The 19,829-nt window shown below is 60.4% G+C and carries 17 protein-coding genes; 2 read left to right on the top strand and 15 right to left on the bottom strand.

Annotation, left to right across the window (positions count from 1 at the left end; all coding sequences use genetic code 11):
- Window positions 1-25: 25 nt before the first annotated feature.
- From V0R60_RS20335 to V0R60_RS20295, 9 genes are all read right to left on the bottom strand, one after another.
- On the bottom strand, window positions 26-520 hold the full coding sequence (locus V0R60_RS20335) for a DUF934 domain-containing protein (protein WP_136475607.1): 495 nt from the start codon (window positions 518-520) through the stop codon (window positions 26-28).
- Window positions 508-2,190, bottom strand: a complete 1,683-nt coding sequence (locus V0R60_RS20330; protein WP_136475606.1) for a nitrite/sulfite reductase — start codon at window positions 2,188-2,190, stop codon at window positions 508-510. Before V0R60_RS20330 ends, V0R60_RS20335 begins: the two co-directional genes overlap by 13 nt.
- Before the next feature lie 95 nt (window positions 2,191-2,285).
- Window positions 2,286-3,251, bottom strand: coding sequence for a Csu type fimbrial protein (locus V0R60_RS20325; RefSeq protein WP_330080228.1), 966 nt, complete (start codon window positions 3,249-3,251; stop codon window positions 2,286-2,288).
- Window positions 3,248-5,578, bottom strand: coding sequence for a fimbria/pilus outer membrane usher protein (locus V0R60_RS20320; RefSeq protein WP_330080280.1), 2,331 nt, complete (start codon window positions 5,576-5,578; stop codon window positions 3,248-3,250). Before V0R60_RS20320 ends, V0R60_RS20325 begins: the two co-directional genes overlap by 4 nt.
- 83 nt (window positions 5,579-5,661) lie before the next feature.
- Window positions 5,662-6,423, bottom strand: a complete 762-nt coding sequence (locus V0R60_RS20315; protein ID WP_330080281.1) for a fimbrial biogenesis chaperone — start codon at window positions 6,421-6,423, stop codon at window positions 5,662-5,664.
- Between the two features lie 71 nt (window positions 6,424-6,494).
- Complete coding sequence (locus V0R60_RS20310) at window positions 6,495-6,998, bottom strand: Csu type fimbrial protein (protein ID WP_330080229.1); 504 nt, start codon at window positions 6,996-6,998, stop codon at window positions 6,495-6,497.
- A 3-nt stretch (window positions 6,999-7,001) separates the two neighbouring features.
- Window positions 7,002-7,532, bottom strand: a complete 531-nt coding sequence (locus V0R60_RS20305; protein ID WP_136475601.1) for a Csu type fimbrial protein — start codon at window positions 7,530-7,532, stop codon at window positions 7,002-7,004.
- Window positions 7,533-7,549: 17 nt separating this feature from the next.
- On the bottom strand, window positions 7,550-8,080 hold the full coding sequence (locus V0R60_RS20300) for a Csu type fimbrial protein (protein ID WP_330080230.1): 531 nt from the start codon (window positions 8,078-8,080) through the stop codon (window positions 7,550-7,552).
- Window positions 8,081-8,129: 49 nt separating this feature from the next.
- Window positions 8,130-8,657, bottom strand: coding sequence for a Csu type fimbrial protein (locus tag V0R60_RS20295; RefSeq protein ID WP_330080231.1), 528 nt, complete (start codon window positions 8,655-8,657; stop codon window positions 8,130-8,132).
- Window positions 8,658-8,869: 212 nt separating this feature from the next.
- Between V0R60_RS20295 and zapE the strand changes: the two genes are divergently transcribed.
- Window positions 8,870-9,985 (top strand): cell division protein ZapE, encoded by a 1,116-nt coding sequence (gene zapE / locus V0R60_RS20290; RefSeq protein ID WP_330080232.1) that lies wholly within the window; start codon window positions 8,870-8,872, stop codon window positions 9,983-9,985.
- A 21-nt stretch (window positions 9,986-10,006) separates the two neighbouring features.
- Here zapE and V0R60_RS20285 read toward each other — a convergent pair whose 3' ends face one another.
- From V0R60_RS20285 to V0R60_RS20270, 4 genes are all read right to left on the bottom strand, one after another.
- The gene (locus V0R60_RS20285) at window positions 10,007-11,896 is read right to left on the bottom strand and encodes a propionyl-CoA synthetase (RefSeq protein WP_330080233.1); all 1,890 of its coding nucleotides are present in this window, start codon (window positions 11,894-11,896) and stop codon (window positions 10,007-10,009) included.
- Window positions 11,897-12,076: 180 nt separating this feature from the next.
- On the bottom strand, window positions 12,077-12,784 hold the full coding sequence (locus tag V0R60_RS20280) for a YebC/PmpR family DNA-binding transcriptional regulator (RefSeq protein ID WP_136475596.1): 708 nt from the start codon (window positions 12,782-12,784) through the stop codon (window positions 12,077-12,079).
- A gap of 95 nt (window positions 12,785-12,879) precedes the next feature.
- Complete coding sequence (locus V0R60_RS20275) at window positions 12,880-14,271, bottom strand: FAD-dependent oxidoreductase (protein WP_330080234.1); 1,392 nt, start codon at window positions 14,269-14,271, stop codon at window positions 12,880-12,882.
- 19 nt (window positions 14,272-14,290) lie between these two features.
- Complete coding sequence (locus tag V0R60_RS20270) at window positions 14,291-15,607, bottom strand: MFS transporter (RefSeq protein WP_136475594.1); 1,317 nt, start codon at window positions 15,605-15,607, stop codon at window positions 14,291-14,293.
- A 278-nt stretch (window positions 15,608-15,885) separates the two neighbouring features.
- Between V0R60_RS20270 and V0R60_RS20265 the strand changes: the two genes are divergently transcribed.
- A complete protein-coding gene (locus V0R60_RS20265) occupies window positions 15,886-16,755 on the top strand; it encodes a LysR family transcriptional regulator (protein WP_136475593.1) in 870 nt (289 codons plus the stop codon).
- A 193-nt stretch (window positions 16,756-16,948) separates the two neighbouring features.
- Here V0R60_RS20265 and V0R60_RS20260 read toward each other — a convergent pair whose 3' ends face one another.
- Together V0R60_RS20260 and V0R60_RS20255 are read right to left on the bottom strand one after the other, a co-directional pair.
- Window positions 16,949-18,247, bottom strand: a complete 1,299-nt coding sequence (locus tag V0R60_RS20260) for a Zn-dependent hydrolase (RefSeq protein ID WP_136475592.1) — start codon at window positions 18,245-18,247, stop codon at window positions 16,949-16,951.
- A gap of 45 nt (window positions 18,248-18,292) precedes the next feature.
- Complete coding sequence (locus tag V0R60_RS20255) at window positions 18,293-19,780, bottom strand: NCS1 family nucleobase:cation symporter-1 (RefSeq protein ID WP_136475591.1); 1,488 nt, start codon at window positions 19,778-19,780, stop codon at window positions 18,293-18,295.
- Window positions 19,781-19,829: the final 49 nt, after the last annotated feature.

The following is a 19,829-nucleotide window of genomic DNA, read 5'->3' as shown; positions in this document are numbered from 1 at the left end:
GATTGCTACACGTTCAAGCCACGCCCTAGCGCCGCCTGAACAATGGCCGTGGCTCGATGACCGAGCGACCGTACAACACGCTCATCCCTGCCAGCCCCTTGAGTGCGTCCTCGGCACACTTGTCTTCACGAACCGCGAAGCTGTCGAAGCCACACTGGCGCATGTGGCTCAGTTGATCGCGCAGCACATCGCCAATAGCCCGCAGCTCCCCCGTCCAGCCCAAGCGTGTGCGCAACAGGTACGCCTGGCTGTAGCCACGGCCATCACGAAAGCTGGGAAAGTCGACGGCGATCAGGGGCAACTGCGTCAACCAGGGGCGCAGCGGCTCGACTTCATCATCCGGCCCCAGCCACAGCCCGACCTGTCCAGTGTCTTGCAAGGCCTGACGTGCCACCCAGGCATCAAGCGGCAGAATCAGTCTGCCCTCAGGCAAAGCTTGGTCACCGCTGCGCAGCAGCTGCCAGTCATCGTCCGCCAGAAGCTGAGGCTCGCCATTGCGCAAGGCAATCACATTACGCATATCAATTCCTCTGCACGCTTGGCGTAGACCCGTTCCTTGAACGGCTCCAGGCCCACCCGACGCACGGTGTCGACAAAGGGTTCATCCAGCTCACGATAAGCGCAGTAAGTGGCGATGATCTGCTCGATGACCCGGGGAATTTCTTCGGCGCTGAACGAGGGGCCAATGACCTTGCCTAAAGTGCTGTTCTTGCCCTGAGCACCACCCAGCGTCACCTGGTACCACTCGCTACCGTTCTTATCGACACCCAGAATGCCAATGTTGCCAATATGGTGATGGCCGCAAGCATTGATGCAGCCAGAGATATTCAAGCTCAGCTCGCCTAGATCATGCAGGTAGTCCAGGTCTTCGAAGCAGCGCTGAATCGACTGCGCGATGGGGATCGACTTGGCGTTGGCCAAGGCGCAGAAGTCACCGCCGGGGCAGGCAATGATGTCGGTGAGCATGCCGATGTTGGCAGTACCCAGTTCACGCTCACAGGCCAGCCGCCAGAGTGCGTGCAGGTCTTGCTTGCGCACGTCTGGCAGAATCAGGTTCTGTTCGTGAGCGATGCGGATTTCACCGAAACCGAACTGTTCGGACCAATCGGCCACCGCGTCCATCTGCGCCGCCGTCAAGTCACCCGGCGGTGACGCTGCGCCGGGCTTGGTCGACAGCACCACACTGGCGTAACCCGGCACTTTGTGCGGTTTGACGCAGCAGGAAACCCAGCGCGCGAAGGCGCTGTCCTGGGCCAGGTGAGTCTGGTACTTGAGGTCGTCATCGGCCACGCTTGCATAGGCCGGAGGCTCGAAGGCTGCAGCTACCCGCTGGTACTCATCTTCAGTGAGCTGCGCCGGGCCTTCCTTGATGTGTTGCCATTCTTCTTCCACTTCCTTGGCGAACGCCTCGATGCCGAGGGCCTTGACCAGGATCTTGATCCGCGCCTTGTACTTGTTGTCGCGGCGGCCGTGCCGGTTGTAGACACGCAGAATCGCCTCGACATAAGACAACAGGTGCTGCCACGGCAGCCCTTCGCGGATTTGCAGGCTAAGAATCGGCGTGCGTCCCAGGCCGCCTCCGACCATGACACGCAAGCTCATCTGGCCTCGACCATCGCGGTACAGGTACAGGCCGATGTCATGCATCATGATTGCTGCTCGGTCTTCATGGGCCGAACAGATGGCGATCTTGAACTTGCGCGGCAAGAACAGAAATTCGGGATTGATGGTTGACCACTGGCGCAGGATTTCGGCCAACGGTCGAGGGTCGAGCAATTCATCGGCAGCGACACCGGCGAACGCCTCAGTAGTGATATTGCGCACGCAGTTGCCGGAGGTCTGAATGGCATGCATTTCGACTTCCGCCAGGCGCTGAAGAATGTCAGGTACCTGAGCCAGTTCGATCCAGTTGAATTGAATGTTCTGGCGGGTGGTGAAATGCCCGTAGCCACGATCGTAGTCGCGGGCAATCTGCGCCAAAGTGCGTAGTTGGCGGGCGCCGAGGGTGCCATAGGGAATGGCTACACGCAGCATGTAGGCGTGCTTTTGCATATACAAGCCATTTTGCAGGCGCAGTGGCAGGAACTCTTCTTCACTCAGTTCGCCACCCATGAAACGCTGCACCTGGTCGCGAAACTGCACCACGCGCTCGAACACCAGCGCACGGTCATACTCGTCATATTGATACATGGTTCGGACCTCATCACGGAGGCCGCCACTATGCCGCTGGGGTGTACTGAGTTACAGATTCAGGTTTTGGGGATTTATACGGATCAGATCGATGCTCAGAACTGCACATCGAGGATCACGTTATCCAGGTAAGTGCCTACAGGCGGCGTGCTCTGGTCGGGGTAGATCCTCGCGTTGTAGTTGAAAATCTGACTGCCCGTACCGGTGCCCGCCCCAGGGTTGATGTCGGCGTCGCTACTGGCCCGGCGTGCCGTGGTAAGCGAGCCCCACCGCTGAGAGCCGGCGCTCTTGAAAATATCGTAGGCCAGAAAGTTACTGGCAGCGGACTTCATCCGCCGTCGCCCACCTGCCGCGTTCTGCCCTTCCCCCAGGCCCACGGTATAACTGCTGCCCTTGGTGCAGGACAAATTGACGCTCTGGTTGACTGCGGAAAAGCCGCTGATCACCGGCGCACTGCCGAAGCTCACAGGAGGGGTAGTGATCTGGCAATCGTTGCTTACCGTCAGTTTGACCGTCAGGCTGGTTGACTGTGTGAACGTCTGCCGGCCAAGGCAGGCACCGAGCGCACCGATGCCATAGCAATAGTTGATGCTCCACTCCACCGTGAAAGTTTCCTGATAGAGGCCTGCCGCAACATTGCTGCCGACCTGGGTCTTCAGATAGATCGGCACGCTCTTGGGCACCGTACCGTTGAGCAAGCCAAGGGCATCGATAATGCCATTGCGCGCAAAATCATAGGCCTGGCCACGGGTGATGGCGTAGTTGGTGGTGTTATTGGCATACAAGGTGTACCTGATGACATCACCCGTTGGCCCCACCAGACCAGTGGTGCCGGCAGTCGGGGTGAACGTGGCATAAAAATGGTCGTTAGTCGCCAACAGACTCAGCAACGAACCGGTGCACTGCAAGCCTGCATTAAGGGTCGATGCCGATTGAACCGCATCACGCACCAATGTCGAGTTGACCGTGCCAAAGTCCGCAGGGCTGGTGGCTACCACCGAACACAAGGCGTGCGCCTGGGCACTGGCCAGCAAGGCCAGCGTCGCCAATAGATACCTCACCGACACACCAGCGGCCCAATCAACGGCACCTGCGCCTGATCATTGTCGAGCGTGAACTGAACGCGACAACTACCGCCCGCACTGCGCTCGACCACCAGGCTGTTATGTTCGGCGAGCCCCTCCAGGTACACCAACCCATCCCAACCGACGACCGTACGCGCACCGCTCTGCTCGTGCAGCACCTGGCTGCCCAAAGGCAGATCAATCTGCGCGCTATCGACCAGATGAATACTGGCCGCTACTACATGCTGCATGGGAAATTCGAGCAAGTAACCTGCTCCACGACGCACCGCTACACGTTGCTCGACCTGGGCCACCTGCACGGTGCTGGGCAGCTCCATCGGGTCGATTTCATACTTGCCCCGGTAATAACCGCTGCTCCAGGGCACGAGCAAATGCCCCTGGCTGTCGGTGCGCCCCACCAACTGGTTTTCGTAGCGAACCGGCACATCGGCAAAGCCATCGGTGCTAACCACGACAAATGCGTCGTCGATACGATTGGCGGCAAACACGCCCGAGTCCATCCACACCAGCGAACCGCTGGCATCGGCCCAGCGCGTGGTGTCAGCAGCATTGCCGTAAGCCCCCACCTGCAACTGAACAGACTGCAAGCGCCAGGTCAGGTCAGCCTGGCGATAGACCTCTTGGTCGCCGCCGGCATAGCCAAGGTTGAACCCTACGCCCCCCTCACCCGGCACTGCACGACTGTAGTTGACCCGCTGCAGACTCTCGCCGTTGTCGTTACGCTCAGCGCTCAGGCTCAAGGTGCCATTGAGGTCGAACGGAATCACCCATTGCGCCTGTACTGCCCATTGGCTCTCGCCGATCTCACGGTTCGCCGACAGGTACAGGCTGCTGTTGCCCCACAGCGGTTTGCTCCAGCTCAGGTTGAGCAGGCGGGTGCGACTGTTGTCCCCTGCGCGCACATCGAAATAGCCTGCGCCCAGACTGCCATAGCGATTGAGGTTCAGGCTCAGGGTGACTTGTTCGCTACGCTGGCTCAGGCGGGTGTAAGGGCTGTCGAGCAATGACAGGTCGGCGTAATCGCCACGGCGCTGCAAGCGCTGATAGTTGAAGCCCAGACGCGGGCTGTTGTACTGATAGCCCAGACTCATTTGCTGGCCACTGCGGCTGTCAAAACGGCTCTGGCTGAGCGCAGCGTTGACCACGCCCCAATTGCCGACCTGCAGGTTGCCGCCCACGCCACCCAAGGCCAGGGACTCGGCCGCCTCGGCATGGCTTTCCAAAGTGAAGCGATCCGTCAGGCCATAACGCAGGCTGGCGGCGGTCACGCCTGGGCCGTAAGCGAAGTCTCGCAAGGCATAGTCGCGACGCAGGCTGCCAGCTGCCAGGGAGAAGTCCGCAAGGCCCTTCTGCAACAAGCTGCTGGTGACGTAGAACGGCAAGGTCGTGGAGACCTGCCGTCCAAGGGCGTCGGTAGTCACCACCACCGCTTCGCCAGCGCCATTGATGAAGGGAATATTGGTCAGCGTATAGGGTCCGGGTTGCAATTCTGAGCTGGCGCTCTTGTAGCCATTGATGAACAGATCCAGCGAAGATGGCACTGCGGCTTCCCCTGCGAATGCTGGCAGTGGATAGGTGACCAGATCCGGGCGCACGGCAAAGTCCCGCGACAGCTGCACGCCCCCCAAGCGTACCGAACTGGTCCAGGGCAACGCGCCGCTGAGGACGTCGCCCACTTCCAGGGTCAGCAAGCGCGCCTCATCGGTGTAACGCCAAGTTGTGTCGTAGCGGCGAAAGCCCTGCTGGCTGTCGTCGAACTGGTTGCCGCCCAGTGCCTGGCGCCATTGACCGGTTGTCGACAGGGTGCCCCAACTGTCGAACAGGCGCAGTTCATTCCAAGCTGCAAGGTAGGTGCCGCCGTCATCGGTGTCGTTCAGGTACAGGTCGTAGTTGAACAAACCACCCAAACTGCTGCGCGCCTCGCTGGGCGGATACAGCTGCCGGTTGCCCAGGGTCTGCAGCGGCAACCAGGCAGGCGGCACTTGCAACAGCAGGCGCTGCGCCTGACTGTCGTAGTCGACGTGCAGGCCCTCGATACTGTCGAGCGCCACCTCCCCTGCCGCCAGCTCCGGCACTTGCACGCCTGCCGCCTGCAGGTCCGCCGAAGCCATGTACAGACGCCCGGCACGTTGCTGCACCACCACCAATTCAGGGCTGCTCATCTGGTTGACCACCAACTCCAGGTACAACTGCGCATCGCCAACCGCCTCCAGGCTGGTGGGCGGAGCAGGCAGCTCGCCAGCCAGCAGCGACGCGCTGCCCAGCGTCAGCAGCGCACAGGCCGTCAGCGCCAACGGACGCACCAAGGTCGGAGAAATACTCACGCACCGTATCCAACCATGACCGGGTCCTCCCTGGGCCCTGCTCCTGCGGTACTACCTTGTACTTATTGGCCCTGACTCAGGGTTTGCGCCGGCTCCTGACCATTGATCCGCCCTTTGAGCACCGTGGCAGCTGTCATCGGTTGCGGCACTGGCCAGCGCATGCTGGCGCCGGGCAGCACATAGCCGAGCAGACCTTCGACCAGCGGGCGGCTCTGTCCACCTTGCTGTAACACCACATCGGTCAGGCGCGCATGCACCGGCCCGGTATTGCGTACTTCCACGTAGGGCCGGCCCTGAACCGTCACCTGACGCCAGCTCAATGCCGGCTTGCCGACACTTGCCGGATCGCGCTGGCCCGTGGCATCCGCCTTGCCCCACAGACCTTGCCCGTAGACGAATAGCGGCACCGAGTAGCGCATCTGGAAGCGGATTGCTGCCTGTGGTTTGTCCGCAGGTGTGCTTTCGGACCAGGCGGGAGGAATTTCGTCGATGATGATCCGGTAGGCTTTTTCCTGCCCTACTGCAGAGGGGCCGGTGCGGGTCAGGCGGATCAACTGTTTTTGACCCGGCGCGATTGTCGCCACTGGTGGGCTGCCGATGATTTCGCGCTGGGCCTGGTATTGATCGTCATAATCGCCCTGGCGCCAGGCGAACACTCGTACCTGCAGATTGGCCGCTGTGGTGCCGCGATTTTCCAACCACAGCGCCCCGGCCTTCTGGTCGGCTTCAAGCACAGGATCGATCGGCCAGATCAGCACCGATGTGGCCGCCTGCAAAGGCGCACCCGTCAGCATGACCAGCGCACAACCAAGCCATTTGATCATCCAGTGCGAATTGTCAGCGCATGCCCTCATTCACAATCTCCTTGGTTGTCGAATACACCTGGCAAGTCCTCTCACCAGGTCAGCACCACCTGCACCACATCGGTGTAACTGCCGGCCGGCAGCTTGCCGGTCAGCTGTGCCCGAGCGTAGACCGGTAACTTGATGGCATTGGCGTCGCTGTAGTTCACTGCGACGATCTGGTCGATGCCCAGCGGCTGACTTAAACCGGCATCGCTGAACAATTGATAGGCCAGCAATTGGCTGCCGGCGTTGCGCTTGAGATTGCGGCCGCCGCTGCCCGGGTTGCGCCCCGCATCGATGCTCATGCGCAATGTGACACCCGGCGTGCACTGCAGGGACACGGACGCGGCGCTGAGCGCGATAGTGGGCGTGCCGCTGGCGAGTGCTGAAAAGGTGCCGAAATTGAGCTCGCCATAGTTGCTCGAGCCGCCGACCACCAAGCACCCCGCCACTACTTGGGCACTTACCTGAAACGTGCTGGTGGTGGCCGCAGTCAAGGTTGCCGGCGCGACCCAAGCCGCTAGCCCCAGCAACGCGCAAAATGTGCGCGGCACGGCTCAGAAACTCAACTCGACGCTCACCGTATCGGTATAGGCCCCGGCCGGCAGACCGGCCTTGCCCTTGGCCAACCCATAGAGGTTGACCGTCTGTGCCGCACCACTGCTGGTGGGCAGGGTGATGGTGCCGTTTATCGCCAGAAGCTGGGTATGACCGGAGTCGGTATAGAAGTCGTAGGGCACAAAATTGCCTGCCCCATCTGCCAAGGACCGAGTACCACCGGCCGATTGGCCATCGTTTATGCCAGTGCCGACCTTCACCACAGGCACGGTACCACTGGAGCAGAGGATACTCATGGCCCCGCCTGCACCCAGTACTTGCCCTGCGGCCTCGGTAAACAACGCGTCGGTGGTGCCAAAGTTCAATGCTCCGAAATCCACGCCGGAGCTCCCTGTATTCCCGTTGACCTGACAGCTTGCCGTCAAGGTAAGCGTGGCATTGATCTGTCCGGTGATACTCGCTGCATTGGCCTGAGCGCACAGGGCCAGGCCAACGCCGGCGAAAACAAAGCGAGAAATATACGCCTGCATGAGTCACTCCTTGTGTGTTACCAGTCCAGGGTCACCATCAACGTGTCGCGATAAATGCCGGCCGGCAGGGATTGCGGGTGAGCCACCAGCACGCCGTAAATCGGTATGGGAATCTGCGCCGTGCTGTTGATGGCAAAATTGCGTTGCTGGCCGATGCCATAGCGAGCATTGCCGGAAGCATCGGCCGACAACTGATAGGCAATCAGCTCGCGGCCATTGCTCAAGCGCCGATTGCCACCATCACCGTGCGTGCCGCCATTGATACTGACGCTGAAGGCGCGCACGGAAGGATTGCAGCGCACCATCAGGCTGTCGTTAGAGGCATCTTCGTCTACATGCGATAGCAGCGGTCCAGTCCAGCTAGGGCCCTGGCTGCCGAAATCCAGGACACCGGCACCAGGGTTGCCGACACCACCCTTGGGATCACCACTGATCTGGCAGGCAGCGCTGATCACCAGGCGCGCCTGAATATGCCCACTCATTCCCGCAAAAGCGTCAGGGCTCACCAGTAGCAACGGGCCGATACTCAACAACAGGACTTTCTTCATGCTGCCAGTTCCTTTAGCAGACACCCCTTGGCAGACGATGCAGGGGCTTTCACCAGGTCACGGTGACCTTGAGCAGATCAGAATAGCTACCGACAACTGGCACCTGGGTCAAGCTGTCGATACGTGCATACAGCGGAAGTTCCACCGAGCCACTGGAGGGCACGCGTGCATGCTGTATCACGTTGACCGGCAGCGGTAAGCGCCAGGCAGCATCCTGATACAAGCGATAGGGAATCGGTTGCGCCGACGGCTGGGTGCTGCTCAGGTAACGCACTTCGCCGCTGCCGCCGTGCTGGCCGGCATCAACCTGCAACTGATAACTGGTGTCGGGATTGCACTCAAGCCGCGGCGGACGCTGATTGTGTAAATAGCTGGTTCTGAGCCCAGATGGATCATCCAATCGCGCGGTAACGCCAAAATCCAGAACGCCCAAGGCCTGGGCACCGGCTTCGCGTGGCTCATGCACAAGCACGCAGCCGCGCTGTACCTGCACCTTGACTTCAACCATGAATTGAGCGGCGGCGCAGCTGTTGGCAATGACCAATCCAAGCAGTGCAACCAGAGAGCGTCCTTTCACTCGTTCATCCTTTAACGCAGGATTCATCTGGTTTTCAGGGTAGCAGTGAAGAAAAATGCTGCCAGTCCGTAGGAGAATGTACAGGTCATGTACAAGATCCGGTATCGCATAACCGAACGTCTCGCGCGTTGGCAGCCACCGACCATTTTGGTTAAATTAGCCGCGCTCACTCAAGCTGGAGCTTGAGTCCTTTCAGCCTCGAGGCGCCCAGATTGCCTGCTCAACCACCTTCCTGGATACGCTCACCGCTACGCGCCCTACGCCATCGCCTCACGCCGACATCCGCTAGCGCGTCCAGCCTGCCTGCAACCGTTCGTCAGTATTTTCGTCACAAGGCTGCTACCCAAGGTTTCACCTTGAGTCAGGGTCAATTGCAGGTCATCGAACACTTTGCCAAACAGGCTACTCGTATCGACAGCGGCCAGGCTCGCAGTTTGTATCTGCATGGCAAGGTTGGACGAGGCAAAAGCTGGCTGCTCGATGGGTTCTTTCAAGCATTGCCACAGACGCAAAAGCGTCGCCTGCATTTCCACGATTTTTTTGCCCGCCTGCACCAAGGCATGTTCGAGCACCGCCATCAGGATGATGCCCTGGCCTGCACCCTCGACCAACTGCTGCAAGACTGTCAGGTTTTGTGCTTCGATGAATTTCATGTGCACGACATTGGCGACGCAATGCTCATCACCCGGTTGTTCCAGGCACTGTTCGCCCGGCGCATCTTTGTAGTGGTGACGTCCAATTACGCGCCGGAAGGTTTGTTGCCCAACCCTCTCTACCATCAGCGTTTCGAGCCGGTCATACGCTTGATCAACAGCCAGATGCAGGTGCTGGAAGTGGGCGGTGACCAGGACTACCGCAGTTTGAGTACATCCACAAGCCACCAGCGCTTCACCCAGGGCCACTATGTTTGGCCGGGTAACCCGCAGCAGCGCCAGGCACTGCAACTGCCTGCCTCAGGCATGGCCCTCTCAGCCACTAACCCTGTGATGCTGCACGTGGGCAAACGCCAACTTAAGGCGCTGCTCGCCGAGGACAAAACAGTAGGATTCCATTTCGCCCAGATCTGCGAGCAGCCCACGGCCGTTATTGATTATCTGCAGCTGGCTCAACGCTTCGATTACTGGATTATCGACGGGTTGCCGTGCCTTGAAGACTGTTCGATCGCCGAGCAACAGCGCTTCATCAATCTGGTGGATGTGCTTTATGACCAGGACAAACACCTGACGGTGATTGGCGCAGCGCCGCTGCAGGTGAGCCTGCAGGGCGTTGCCGCCGACCTGGCGCGAACCCGCAGCCGGCTCGGTCAGTTACGCCAGGCCGACTGCTGAAAGCCACCGATGCGCGGGGGCTCAACCCACCCGCGCGAAGCTCGCCAGCACCGCTTCGATTTCTCCCAGCACAGCCGGATCATCCAGGGTTGAGGGCGGTGTGTAGGCCTGCTGATCGGCAATCTTGCGCAGCACAGCACGCAGGATCTTGCCTGATCGTGTCTTGGGCAGGCGCTTGACCACCCGCACCTGATTGAAACAGGCAAGGGCTCCGATTTGCTCACGTACGCTGGCCATCAACTCGCTCTGCAAGGCAGCCTCGCTGATGCCCTGGCCGTCCTTGAGCACCACCAGGGCCAGCGGCACCTGGCCCTTGATTTCATCATGCACGCCAATCACCGCGCACTCGGCCACCGCTGGATGGCGAGCCACCAGGTCTTCCATTTCACCGGTCGACAGGCGATGGCCGGAAACGTTAATGACATCGTCGGTACGGCCCATGATGTAAACAAAACCATCATCGTCCAGGTACCCGCCGTCACCTGTGTGGTAGTAACCAGGGTAGGTGGTGAGGTAGGCATCCAGATAGCGCTGGTGGTCGCCCCACAGCGTCTGGCTGCAACCGGGTGGTAATGGCAAGGCGATTACGATGGCGCCCTGCTGGTTAGGGCCAAGCAGTTGGCCGTCATCGTCCAGCACCCGCACGTGGTAACCCGGCACGGCGCGGTTGCTTGAACCTGGCCGCGCGGCACTGCCATCGAGCCCCACGCAAGGTGCCGTCACCGGCCAGCCGGTTTCGGTTTGCCACCAGTGGTCGTGAACCGTCTTGCCGCTGATCGATTCCAGCCACTGATGCGTGCTGGAATCGAGCTTTTCCCCCGCCAGGAACAGCTGGCGCAAGGAACTCAGGTCATAACTGCGCAGCAGCTCGCCCTCCGGATCCTCCTTGCGGATGGCACGCATGGCGGTCGGTGCGCAGAACAGGCCGTTGACCCGATACTGCTCGACCACGCGCCAGTAGGCGCCCGCATCGGGCGTGCGAATCGGCTTACCCTCATAAAACACGGTGGTGCAACCGTTCATCAGTGGGCCATAGACGATCAACGAGTGGCCGACCACCCAGCCAACATCGGAAATTCCCCACCACACATCACCGGACTGCATACCGTAGATATGACGCATGGCGAAGCTCAGGGCCACGGCGTTACCACCGTTCTCACGAACAATACCCTTGGGTTTTCCGGTGGTGCCGGAGGTGTACATGATGTACAGCGGATCGGCGGCGGCCAGCTCTACCGGCGCTACCGGGCGGGCGTTGGCCACGGCTTGCTGCCAGTCGAGGTCGCGGCCTTCAATCAGGGTTGCCGGCGCCTGCGGACGCTGCAGCACCAGCACCTTGCGCGGTTGATGGCTAGCCAGTTGCAGGGCGCGGTCAACCAGCGGCTTGTATTCGATGACGCGATCAAACTCCAGCCCGCAGGAAGCGGTCAGCAGCAAGGTCGGGCGTGCATCGTCGATACGCAGGGCCAGTTCGTTGGCGGCAAAACCGCCGAACACCACCGAATGCACGGCTCCGATGCGAGCACAGGCAAGCATGGCCATGGCCGCCTGGGGCACCATGGGCATGTAGATAATCACGCCATCGCCCTTCTGCACCCCCAACTCACGCAGCAATCCAGCCAGGCGCGCGACTTCGTCACGCAGTTGCACATAGGTGAACTGTTGCTGGCTGCCGGTTACAGGTGAGTCGTAGATCAGGGCAGTCTGCTCCCCTCGTCCCTGTTCGATCTGATGATCCAGGGCCAGGTAGCAACTGTTCAGGCTGCCGTCGGCGAACCACTGGTGGGTGCCATCGGGACGTTCCCCGAGGGTTTGCAGGGGCTTGCGATACCAGGCCAGTCCATCGGCATGTTCGGCCCAGAACGCGGCAGGATCGGCGATGGAACGGGCATAGCTGTGCTGATAAGTCATCGGTACTGAACCCTGAGTTTGTTGTTATTTAAAAGGGCGAATATCGATTATGGCTGGCTATCGCAGGGACGCCATCGGACTTAAGTCTCATCAGATATGCACAAATGCAGGGCCTGAACGCAACGCGGGGGACAAGCCTATTCGACTTGCCCCCCGCGTTAAGGTAACTGGACTTTTAGATCAGCCAGCCAAACCTACGTAGACGTTCTGCACGTCATCATTGTCATCGATGGCATGCAGGAAGGCCTCGACTTCAGCCATTTGCTCATCGCTCAAACCGCTGACCGGGTTCTTCGGGGTGTAGCCGATTTTCGCCGAAACAACGGTAAAACCTTGCGCCGGCAAGGCCTTCTGTACCGCATCCAGGTCGGTGGTGTCGGTAATGAACAGGGTCGCACCCTCTTCTTCACCTTCAGCAAAATCCTGGGCGCCCGCTTCGATTGCGGCCATTTCCGGATCGGCGTCAGCGCTGGCCGGCGTGGCTTCGATCAGGCCAACGTGGTTGAAATCCCAGGCGACGGAGCCGGAAGCGCCCAATTGGCCCTTGCGGAACAATACGCGGATCTGCGCCACAGTACGGTTTACGTTGTCGGTCAGGCACTCGACGATCAGCGGTACCTGATGCGGCGCATAGCCTTCGTAGGTGACCGAGTTGTACTGCACGGAATCGCCATCCAGACCTGCGCCCTTGCGGATCGCCCGCTCCAGGGTTTCGCGGGTCATCGAGGCCTTTTTGGCCTGCTCTACCGCCAGACGCAGGCGTGGGTTCATGTCCGGGTCAGCGCCAGCCTTGGCGGCGATCTGAATTTCCTTGGACAGCTTGCCCATGATCTTGCCCTTGGCGTTGGCTGCTGTTTCTCTATGCTTGGCTTTCCACTGTGCGCCCATCTCGACTCTCTTGTTTCAACTGCCGGTTCAGGTAGCGACCAGCAAAGTGGGTGCAGTTTATACATCCTCGTTCTGGCAATCGACAAAAAAACTGCTCAGCCTTTGTCGGCCTTGCCCGCCGCTGCAGCAAAACGTGCCAGGCGCACATCCAGACGCCTTGGACGGTGACCATGATCCTCGGCCTGTTCTTTGCGACGAATGGCGTTGCGCACCATCAACGATCCCAGATAGCGGATGGGTTCGGGAGGGAAGTAGCCCAGCGGGCCGTTGACTAGCGGTGAACGGGTCCATTCGTTGTCCAGTCCCAGCGCCAGCGATGAAAGGATTTGCCCGCCCATATGACAAGGGCCGACACCACTGCCTGAATAGCCAAAACCGTAGAACACATTGCTCTGCGCGCCCAGGCGACCGAAGAACGGCAAGCCGGTCACCGAGCGATCGGAGGGACCGTTCCAGGTGGCTGCCACGGGCACCTGCGCCAACGCAGGGAAGAACTCGCCGAGACTGCGCCGTAACAGTGCTTCGTAAGGTGATGGCTGATCGAATACCGGCAGCATGCGTCCGCCGTAGGCAAAGGTGTTGCCACCTTTTCCGAGCATAAGCCGGCCATCACTGGTGTTGTGGTAGTAGTGCACGAAGATCCGCGAATCCAGCACGCTGACGCCACTGGTCAAGCCAATCTGGCCCAGCAACTCCGGTTGCGGCTCAGTAATGATCATGTCGCTGGAGACAATCGCCACACTGCGTTCGAACTGCGGGAAGGCGCGCGCCATCCAGGCATTGAGCCCCAGCACCACACTTGCGGCACGAACGTTGCCCGTGGCGGTTTCCACCACCGCCTGCGGCCCCTCCTGCAGGCTGGTCATGGCGGTGCGTTCAAAAATGCGCACGCCCTTGTGCAGGGCAACCCGGCGCAGACCGCGCACCAGCTTGCCCGGTTGCACCGTGGCGGCGGCTGGCGAGAACCAGCCTTCCAAATGCTTGGCCGATCCGGCCATGCGCTGCACCTCATCCACCGGCAAGCGCCGAAAAGAGTTGATGCCCTGACGCTCCAGTGCGGCAATCACGCCGTCGGTAGCACCCATCTGGGCGCGGTTGGTGGCGGTGTACAAGGTGCCGTCCAAGCGGTAGTCCGCCTCAATAGCGTGATCACGGCAGAAGTCACCGATAGCATAAATGCTCTGCTCGGAGGCCTTGACAAGACGTATCGCCTCCTGCATCCCGAACAGCCGTTCCAGGGTGAAATACTTGGCCGACCATGACAGCGCGCAACCGCCATTGCGCCCGCTGGCCCCGGCGCCACAGATATCGGCCTCGATCAGCACGACATCCAGGGCTGGGTTCTGCTCCTTGAGCATCAGTGCGGTCCAGAGCCCTGTGTAGCCCCCACCGACAACGCACACATCGCAGTGGGTATCGGCGGACAGTGGTGGACACGCGCGTTCATCTTCCTGATCCAGCGCCTGCTGTAGCCAAAAGGGTCTCATGGTCGGTTCCTTGTAGGTGTCAGGTACGCAGTGGCTTGATTGCCATGGCCGTGTTCGGTGCCACGGCCGGGATGTGATCTGCTGTCGCCGGACGGCTGTTCCAGTGCGGCACCAGCACCAACGCCGAGAACAGGGCGCAGGCGGCGAATACGATGAACACAGTGATGCCGTCGAAATAGCCGGGTAGCAGCCCACCGAGAATCGCGCCCACCGAGCCACAACCGTTAACGAAACCAGCAGCCGTGGCTCCCGCCTTGGCGCTACCGAAATCGATGGCGGCCGCGCCGCTGATCATCGAATCCGGCCCGTACAAGGTCAGGCCCATGACAAACAACAAGGCCACCACCAGTATCACGCTGCCGGTTTGCATCGCACCCATGAACAGCGCCAGCGTTACCGTCAGCACGATCAGGCTGATCACGCAGGCCGGCATGCGCCGGGCGCCAAACAACTTGTCCGAGGCCAGGCCGATCATGATCGGGCCCAGCAGGCCGGCCAGCTCGAAGGCCGTGGGGATGATTGCGGCGCCGACCTTGCCCACCGACGGCATCTGTTCAAAGACCATGACCGGTCCCCATAGCAGGATCGCGTAGCGCGCAGGTTTAAGCAGAAAGTACGCAAGCCCCAGGGTCAGCACAGTGCGGTTACGCAGAATCTCGCGCAGCGGCGTCCAGATACTGCAAATCGTGGTTCCGGGCACCATGCTTTCCGGCTCGGGCTCCACCGCTGGTAAACCAACGTCCTCGGGCTTGTTGCGCTGCAGGAAGAAAAACAGCACCGCCACCCCGGCAACCACGGCGGCACTGGAGAAAAACGCCGCGTGCCAACTGCCGACCAGGGTGTAGGCCCACCAACCGGCAAAGGGCGAAGCGACAAGACCGCCGAAGGCATAGCACGAACTCCACAGCCCGAGCACGCGCCCGCGCTGCGACGACGGGAAAAAGCTGCCAATGTTCTTGCACAAGCCCGCCCACCCCGTGGACTGGGCCAAGCCCTGGACCAGCATGCAGGTGGCAAAAATCGGGAAGGTTGCGTAGCTGCCCATCACCAACGCGGCTGCCGCAGAAATCACCAGGCCGCCGAGCACCACCACACGTGGGCCGAAACGGTCGGCGAGCATGCCCCAGGTGAACTGCCCTACTGCATAGGCAGCCAGGTAGATGGCATCGAGGTTGGCCATAGCCATTTTGTCGAGGGTAAAACTTGGATCTTCGCCAATGCCCAACTTGGCGACGGAGAATGCTTTGCGGGTGAAGTAAAACGCAGCGTAGGCAATCCAGGTGACGGCAAAGATCTGCACGCGCCAACGCTTTATATCTGCAATATGTTTATTCATGGTGACTCTGACCTCGAAGCTTGAGTGTGCCGGCAGAATTTGAAAAAACGCCTGTCTTGTTGTTGTGTTGCGCACTGCGTGACGACCGGTCAGGGCCATCACAGGGTCAGATGGAACTGGAGCAAGGGGTATTGTTGTGCCTTTTCAGCCAGGTCCATGGCCCGTTGGTCACAGGACGTGACATGGCGGGCTGAACGAGATAAAAACAATTACTGACTGATAAATAAAATCGATTTATCGTATTTCACTAATAAGCTCAGCTTGTAACAGGTACTGCGATGTCGGTCTCCCATGCTCAGTTGAAAGCGTTTCATGCCGTTGCCCTGCACGGCAGCTTCACCCGCGCCGCCGAACGGTTGTTTCTCACCCAGCCGGCGATCTCCGATCAGGTGCGCAAGCTTGAGGAGCGCTTCGGTGTATTGCTGTTCAATCGCAACAAACGCTCGGTGCAATTGACCGATCTGGGCGAACGCCTGTTGGCGATCACTCAGCGCTTGTTTGTCTGCGAAGCCGAAGCCCACGAACTGCTCCAGGACTCCCGTGCCCTGCAGACCGGAACCCTGGTCCTGGCGGTTGATGCGCCGGTGCATGTGCTGCCGCAAATTGCGCAGTTCTGTGAGCAGTACCCGGGCATCAGCGTCAAAATCGAGACCGGTAACACTGACGAGTCGCTACTGAGACTATTCAATTATCAGGCCGACCTTGCCTTGCTTGGCCGAGATGTCGATGACGAACGCCTCCTCTGCGTACCGATGCGCAGCGACCCGATGGTGGCTTTCGTTTCACACAACCATCCCTGGGCTAGCCGTGGCTCGATCAGCCTGGCCGACCTCGATGACACGCCACTCGTGCTGCGCGAGCCGGGATCAGTGACCCGCCAGACCCTGGAAGAAGAAATGCAACGCGCGGGCCTGCGCATCCGCCCGGCGATCCAGGTGGAAGGCCGGGAAGCGGCGCGCGAAGCGGTAGTGGTGGGCATCGGCGTGGGCGTGGTATCAGCCGCCGAATTTGGTGCCGACGCGCGGGTTTGCGCCTTGCCGATCGTAGATTGCCAGCGCCGCCTCACCGAGACCCTCGTGTGCTTGCGCGAACAAAGCTCACGACGCCTGGTGGCCACCTTTCTGCAAATGGTGCGAGACAGCCTCTGACACCATCGCGTCCACATCTTCAAGCCGGCAAGGCCGGCTCCCGCAACAGTTGGAACCTGCTCTGGTGGGGCAAGCCCTTTGCTTACTTTGGGGCGACTGGCCAAAGTAAGGCACCGTAAGGGCGCAACGGTGACTAAGCGCCACCACCGCAAATGGATCTACCCGCAAGTCCCAACGCCGCAGCCCTCCAGAATCAAGCCATTTTAAGCACGGCCGCATCCCTCCCCCGTGCCACCGCCTGAGCCGCCACCAACATCGCCCGCAACAACACTGCACAACCATCAGCCAGATCCTGAGGTGCAGCGTTCTCAATTTCGTTGTGGCTGATCCCCCCCTCACAAGGCACAAAAATCATACCGGCGGGTCCCAATTCAGCGAGAAAAATTGCATCGTGGCCAGCGCCGCTGACAATCTCCATGTGCGACAGCCCCAGCCCCTTTGCCGCACTGCGTACCGCCTCGACACACTCCTGATTGAAATACAGCGGCGGAAAATCTGCCGTCGGCGTCAAGGTGTACTGCAACCCATGTTGCGCACAGGTACTACTGATCACATCGCGAACCTGGGCAATCATCGACTCAAGACGTGGCGGCTCCAGGTGGCGAAAATCCAGGGTCATGCGCACTTCACCGGGAATGACATTGCGCGAACCCGGATAAGCCTGCAGGCAACCGACGGTCCCGCAGGCATGCGGCTGGTGCTCAAGGGCCACTCGGTTCACTGCCGCTACCACCACACTGGCACCGACCAGGGCGTCCTTGCGCAGGTGCATGGGCGTTGGCCCGGCGTGCGCCTCAACACCACGCAGCGTCAAGTCGAACCACTTCTGACCCAGCGCGCCGAGTACCACGCCAATGGTCTTGTGCTGGTCCTCCAGAATCGGCCCTTGCTCGATATGCGCCTCAAAATAGGCTCCCACAGGATGGCCACTGACCGCCCTGGGCCCAGCGTAGCCAATGGCCTTGAGCGCCTGGCCGACACTGATGCCTTCGGCGTCGACCTTGGCCAGGGTTTCTTCCAACGTGAACTTCTCGGCGAACACCCCCGACCCCATCATGCACGGGGCAAAGCGCGAGCCCTCCTCGTTGGTCCAGACCACCACCTCCAGCGGCGCCTCGGTTTCGATGTTCAAATCATTGAGGGTACGCATCACCTCAAGGCCAGCCAGCACGCCAAAGCAGCCGTCGAACTTGCCGCCAGTGGGCTGGGTATCGATATGGCTGCCGGTCATCACCGGTGGCAAGTGCGGATTGCGCCCCGCACGGCGGGCGAAAATATTGCCGACGCCGTCGATACTGACGGTGCAGCCAGCCTCCTCGGTCCACTTGATGAACAGGTCACGGGCCTGACGGTCCAGGTCAGTCAGCGCCAGACGGCACACCCCACCTTTGACCGTAGCCCCGAGACGGGCAAGCTCCATCAGCGATTGCCACAAACGCTCGCCGTTGATGTGCCGATGGGTTGATTGCAAAACGTCCTGTGCTGTTTGCATGGTGTTCTCCTGCATCTGCTGCCGAGCCTCTGCGGGCTATCGGCACTACACGGTGGGTTTGAGGTGGGTGGCACGCGCGCCCTTCAGTTGCCCGAGCCCGTAATAGATCAGCCCGCCCAGGGCGGAGCCGGTGAACCAGCCAAAATCGTAGAACCAACTGAACGCCGTGCTCTGCAACGACAACAGGGTCAAGACGACCGGAACGCCAAAGGCGATAAAGCCGCTCACGTTCCAGGCTGGATAGACGTCATCGCGGTACAGCCCCGCCAGGTCCAGGGTTTGCCTGCGGATCAGGAAGTAGTCCACCACCATGATGCCGGCAATCGGTCCGAGCAGGCTCGAATAGCCAAGCAACCAGTTGGAATAAACGCTTTCCAGGCTCACGTCGCTGACGATCCAACCAAGTTTTTTCAGCAGCTCATGCCCCATCAGCAGCAGGCCGACCACGCCGGTCAGGAGCACTGCCAAGGTCCGCCCGATCCACTTCGGCGCCAGGTTCTGGAAGTCGTTGGTTGGCGACACAATGTTCGCCGCGGTGTTGGTCGACAAGGTGGCGATGATGATCAGTGCCATGGCCAATGCCACCCACACCGGGCTCTGGATATGCCCGATCAGGCTGACCGGATCCGACACCGTTTGCCCGACCAGCGACGCCGAGGCCGCGGTCAATACCACACCGAGCGCGGCGAACAGGAACATGGTCAGCGGCAGGCCGAAAATCTGTCCGAGAATCTGGTCCTTCTGGCTTTTTGCGTAGCGACTGAAGTCTGGAATGTTCAGCGACAGGGTGGCCCAGAAACCGACCATGGCGGTGAGCCCGGCAAAAAAGTAGCCGTAGACACTGGCACCTTCCGGACGCTTGGGTGGCTGGGCCATCAGCTCGCTGATCGACACGTTGGGCAAGGCCCACACCAGTAGCCCGGCACCGACGAGAACCAGCAGCGGCGCCGAGAGGGTTTCCAACCATTTGATCGACTCGGCACCGCGCAGCACCACCCACAGGTTCAGGCACCAGAACAGCATGAAGCCGATCACCTCGCCGGTACCGCCAAGCGCCTTCCAGTCCGCCGACAAGGTACCGAGAAACAGGTGAATAGCCAGGCCACCGAACATGGTCTGAATGCCGAACCAGCCACAGGCCACCAGGGCACGGATCAGACATGGCACGTTGGAGCCGATGATGCCGAAGGAGGAACGCAGCAACACCGGAAAGGGAATGCCGTACTTGGTACCGGGAAAGGCATTGAGTGTCAGCGGAATCAGCACCACGGTGTTGGCCAGCAAAATGGCCAGTAGTGCTTCGCCCACGGTCAAGCCGAAGTACGCAGTGAGCACCCCACCGAGGGTGTAGGTCGGCACGCAAATCGACATGCCAACCCACAGTGCGGTTATGTGCCATTTGTTCCAAGTGCGGTCCTGCACCTTGGTCGGCGCGATGTCATGGTTGTATCGGGGGCTGTCGATGACGTCGCTGCCGGCGTCGAGTTCATACAAGCCATCACGTTCACGCACTTGCGATCTGGTCTGCTGCATGGTCGCTCCACTGTTTTTGTGTTTTTGGAGGTACTTGCACTGGCATAGG

It is taken from the genome of Pseudomonas auratipiscis, assembly GCF_036324085.1.
In the GTDB taxonomy this organism is placed as follows: domain Bacteria; phylum Pseudomonadota; class Gammaproteobacteria; order Pseudomonadales; family Pseudomonadaceae; genus Aquipseudomonas; species Aquipseudomonas auratipiscis.
The sequence above is the reverse complement of the archived record's forward strand: the minus strand, read 5'-3'. Positions and strand labels throughout refer to the sequence as shown.

Coding starts and splice junctions, on each gene's coding strand:
- V0R60_RS20335 (WP_136475607.1), bottom strand. CDS start 520: ATGCGTAATGTGATTGCCTTGCGCAATGGCGAGCCTCAGCTTCTGGCG.
- V0R60_RS20330 (WP_136475606.1), bottom strand. CDS start 2,190: ATGTATCAATATGACGAGTATGACCGTGCGCTGGTGTTCGAGCGCGTG.
- V0R60_RS20315 (WP_330080281.1), bottom strand. CDS start 6,423: ATGATCAAATGGCTTGGTTGTGCGCTGGTCATGCTGACGGGTGCGCCT.
- V0R60_RS20305 (WP_136475601.1), bottom strand. CDS start 7,532: ATGCAGGCGTATATTTCTCGCTTTGTTTTCGCCGGCGTTGGCCTGGCC.
- V0R60_RS20300 (WP_330080230.1), bottom strand. CDS start 8,080: ATGAAGAAAGTCCTGTTGTTGAGTATCGGCCCGTTGCTACTGGTGAGC.
- V0R60_RS20285 (WP_330080233.1), bottom strand. CDS start 11,896: ATGACTTATCAGCACAGCTATGCCCGTTCCATCGCCGATCCTGCCGCG.
- V0R60_RS20280 (WP_136475596.1), bottom strand. CDS start 12,784: ATGGGCGCACAGTGGAAAGCCAAGCATAGAGAAACAGCAGCCAACGCC.
- V0R60_RS20275 (WP_330080234.1), bottom strand. CDS start 14,271: ATGAGACCCTTTTGGCTACAGCAGGCGCTGGATCAGGAAGATGAACGC.
- V0R60_RS20270 (WP_136475594.1), bottom strand. CDS start 15,607: ATGAATAAACATATTGCAGATATAAAGCGTTGGCGCGTGCAGATCTTT.
- V0R60_RS20265 (WP_136475593.1), top strand. CDS start 15,886: ATGTCGGTCTCCCATGCTCAGTTGAAAGCGTTTCATGCCGTTGCCCTG.
- V0R60_RS20260 (WP_136475592.1), bottom strand. CDS start 18,247: ATGCAAACAGCACAGGACGTTTTGCAATCAACCCATCGGCACATCAAC.
- V0R60_RS20255 (WP_136475591.1), bottom strand. CDS start 19,780: ATGCAGCAGACCAGATCGCAAGTGCGTGAACGTGATGGCTTGTATGAA.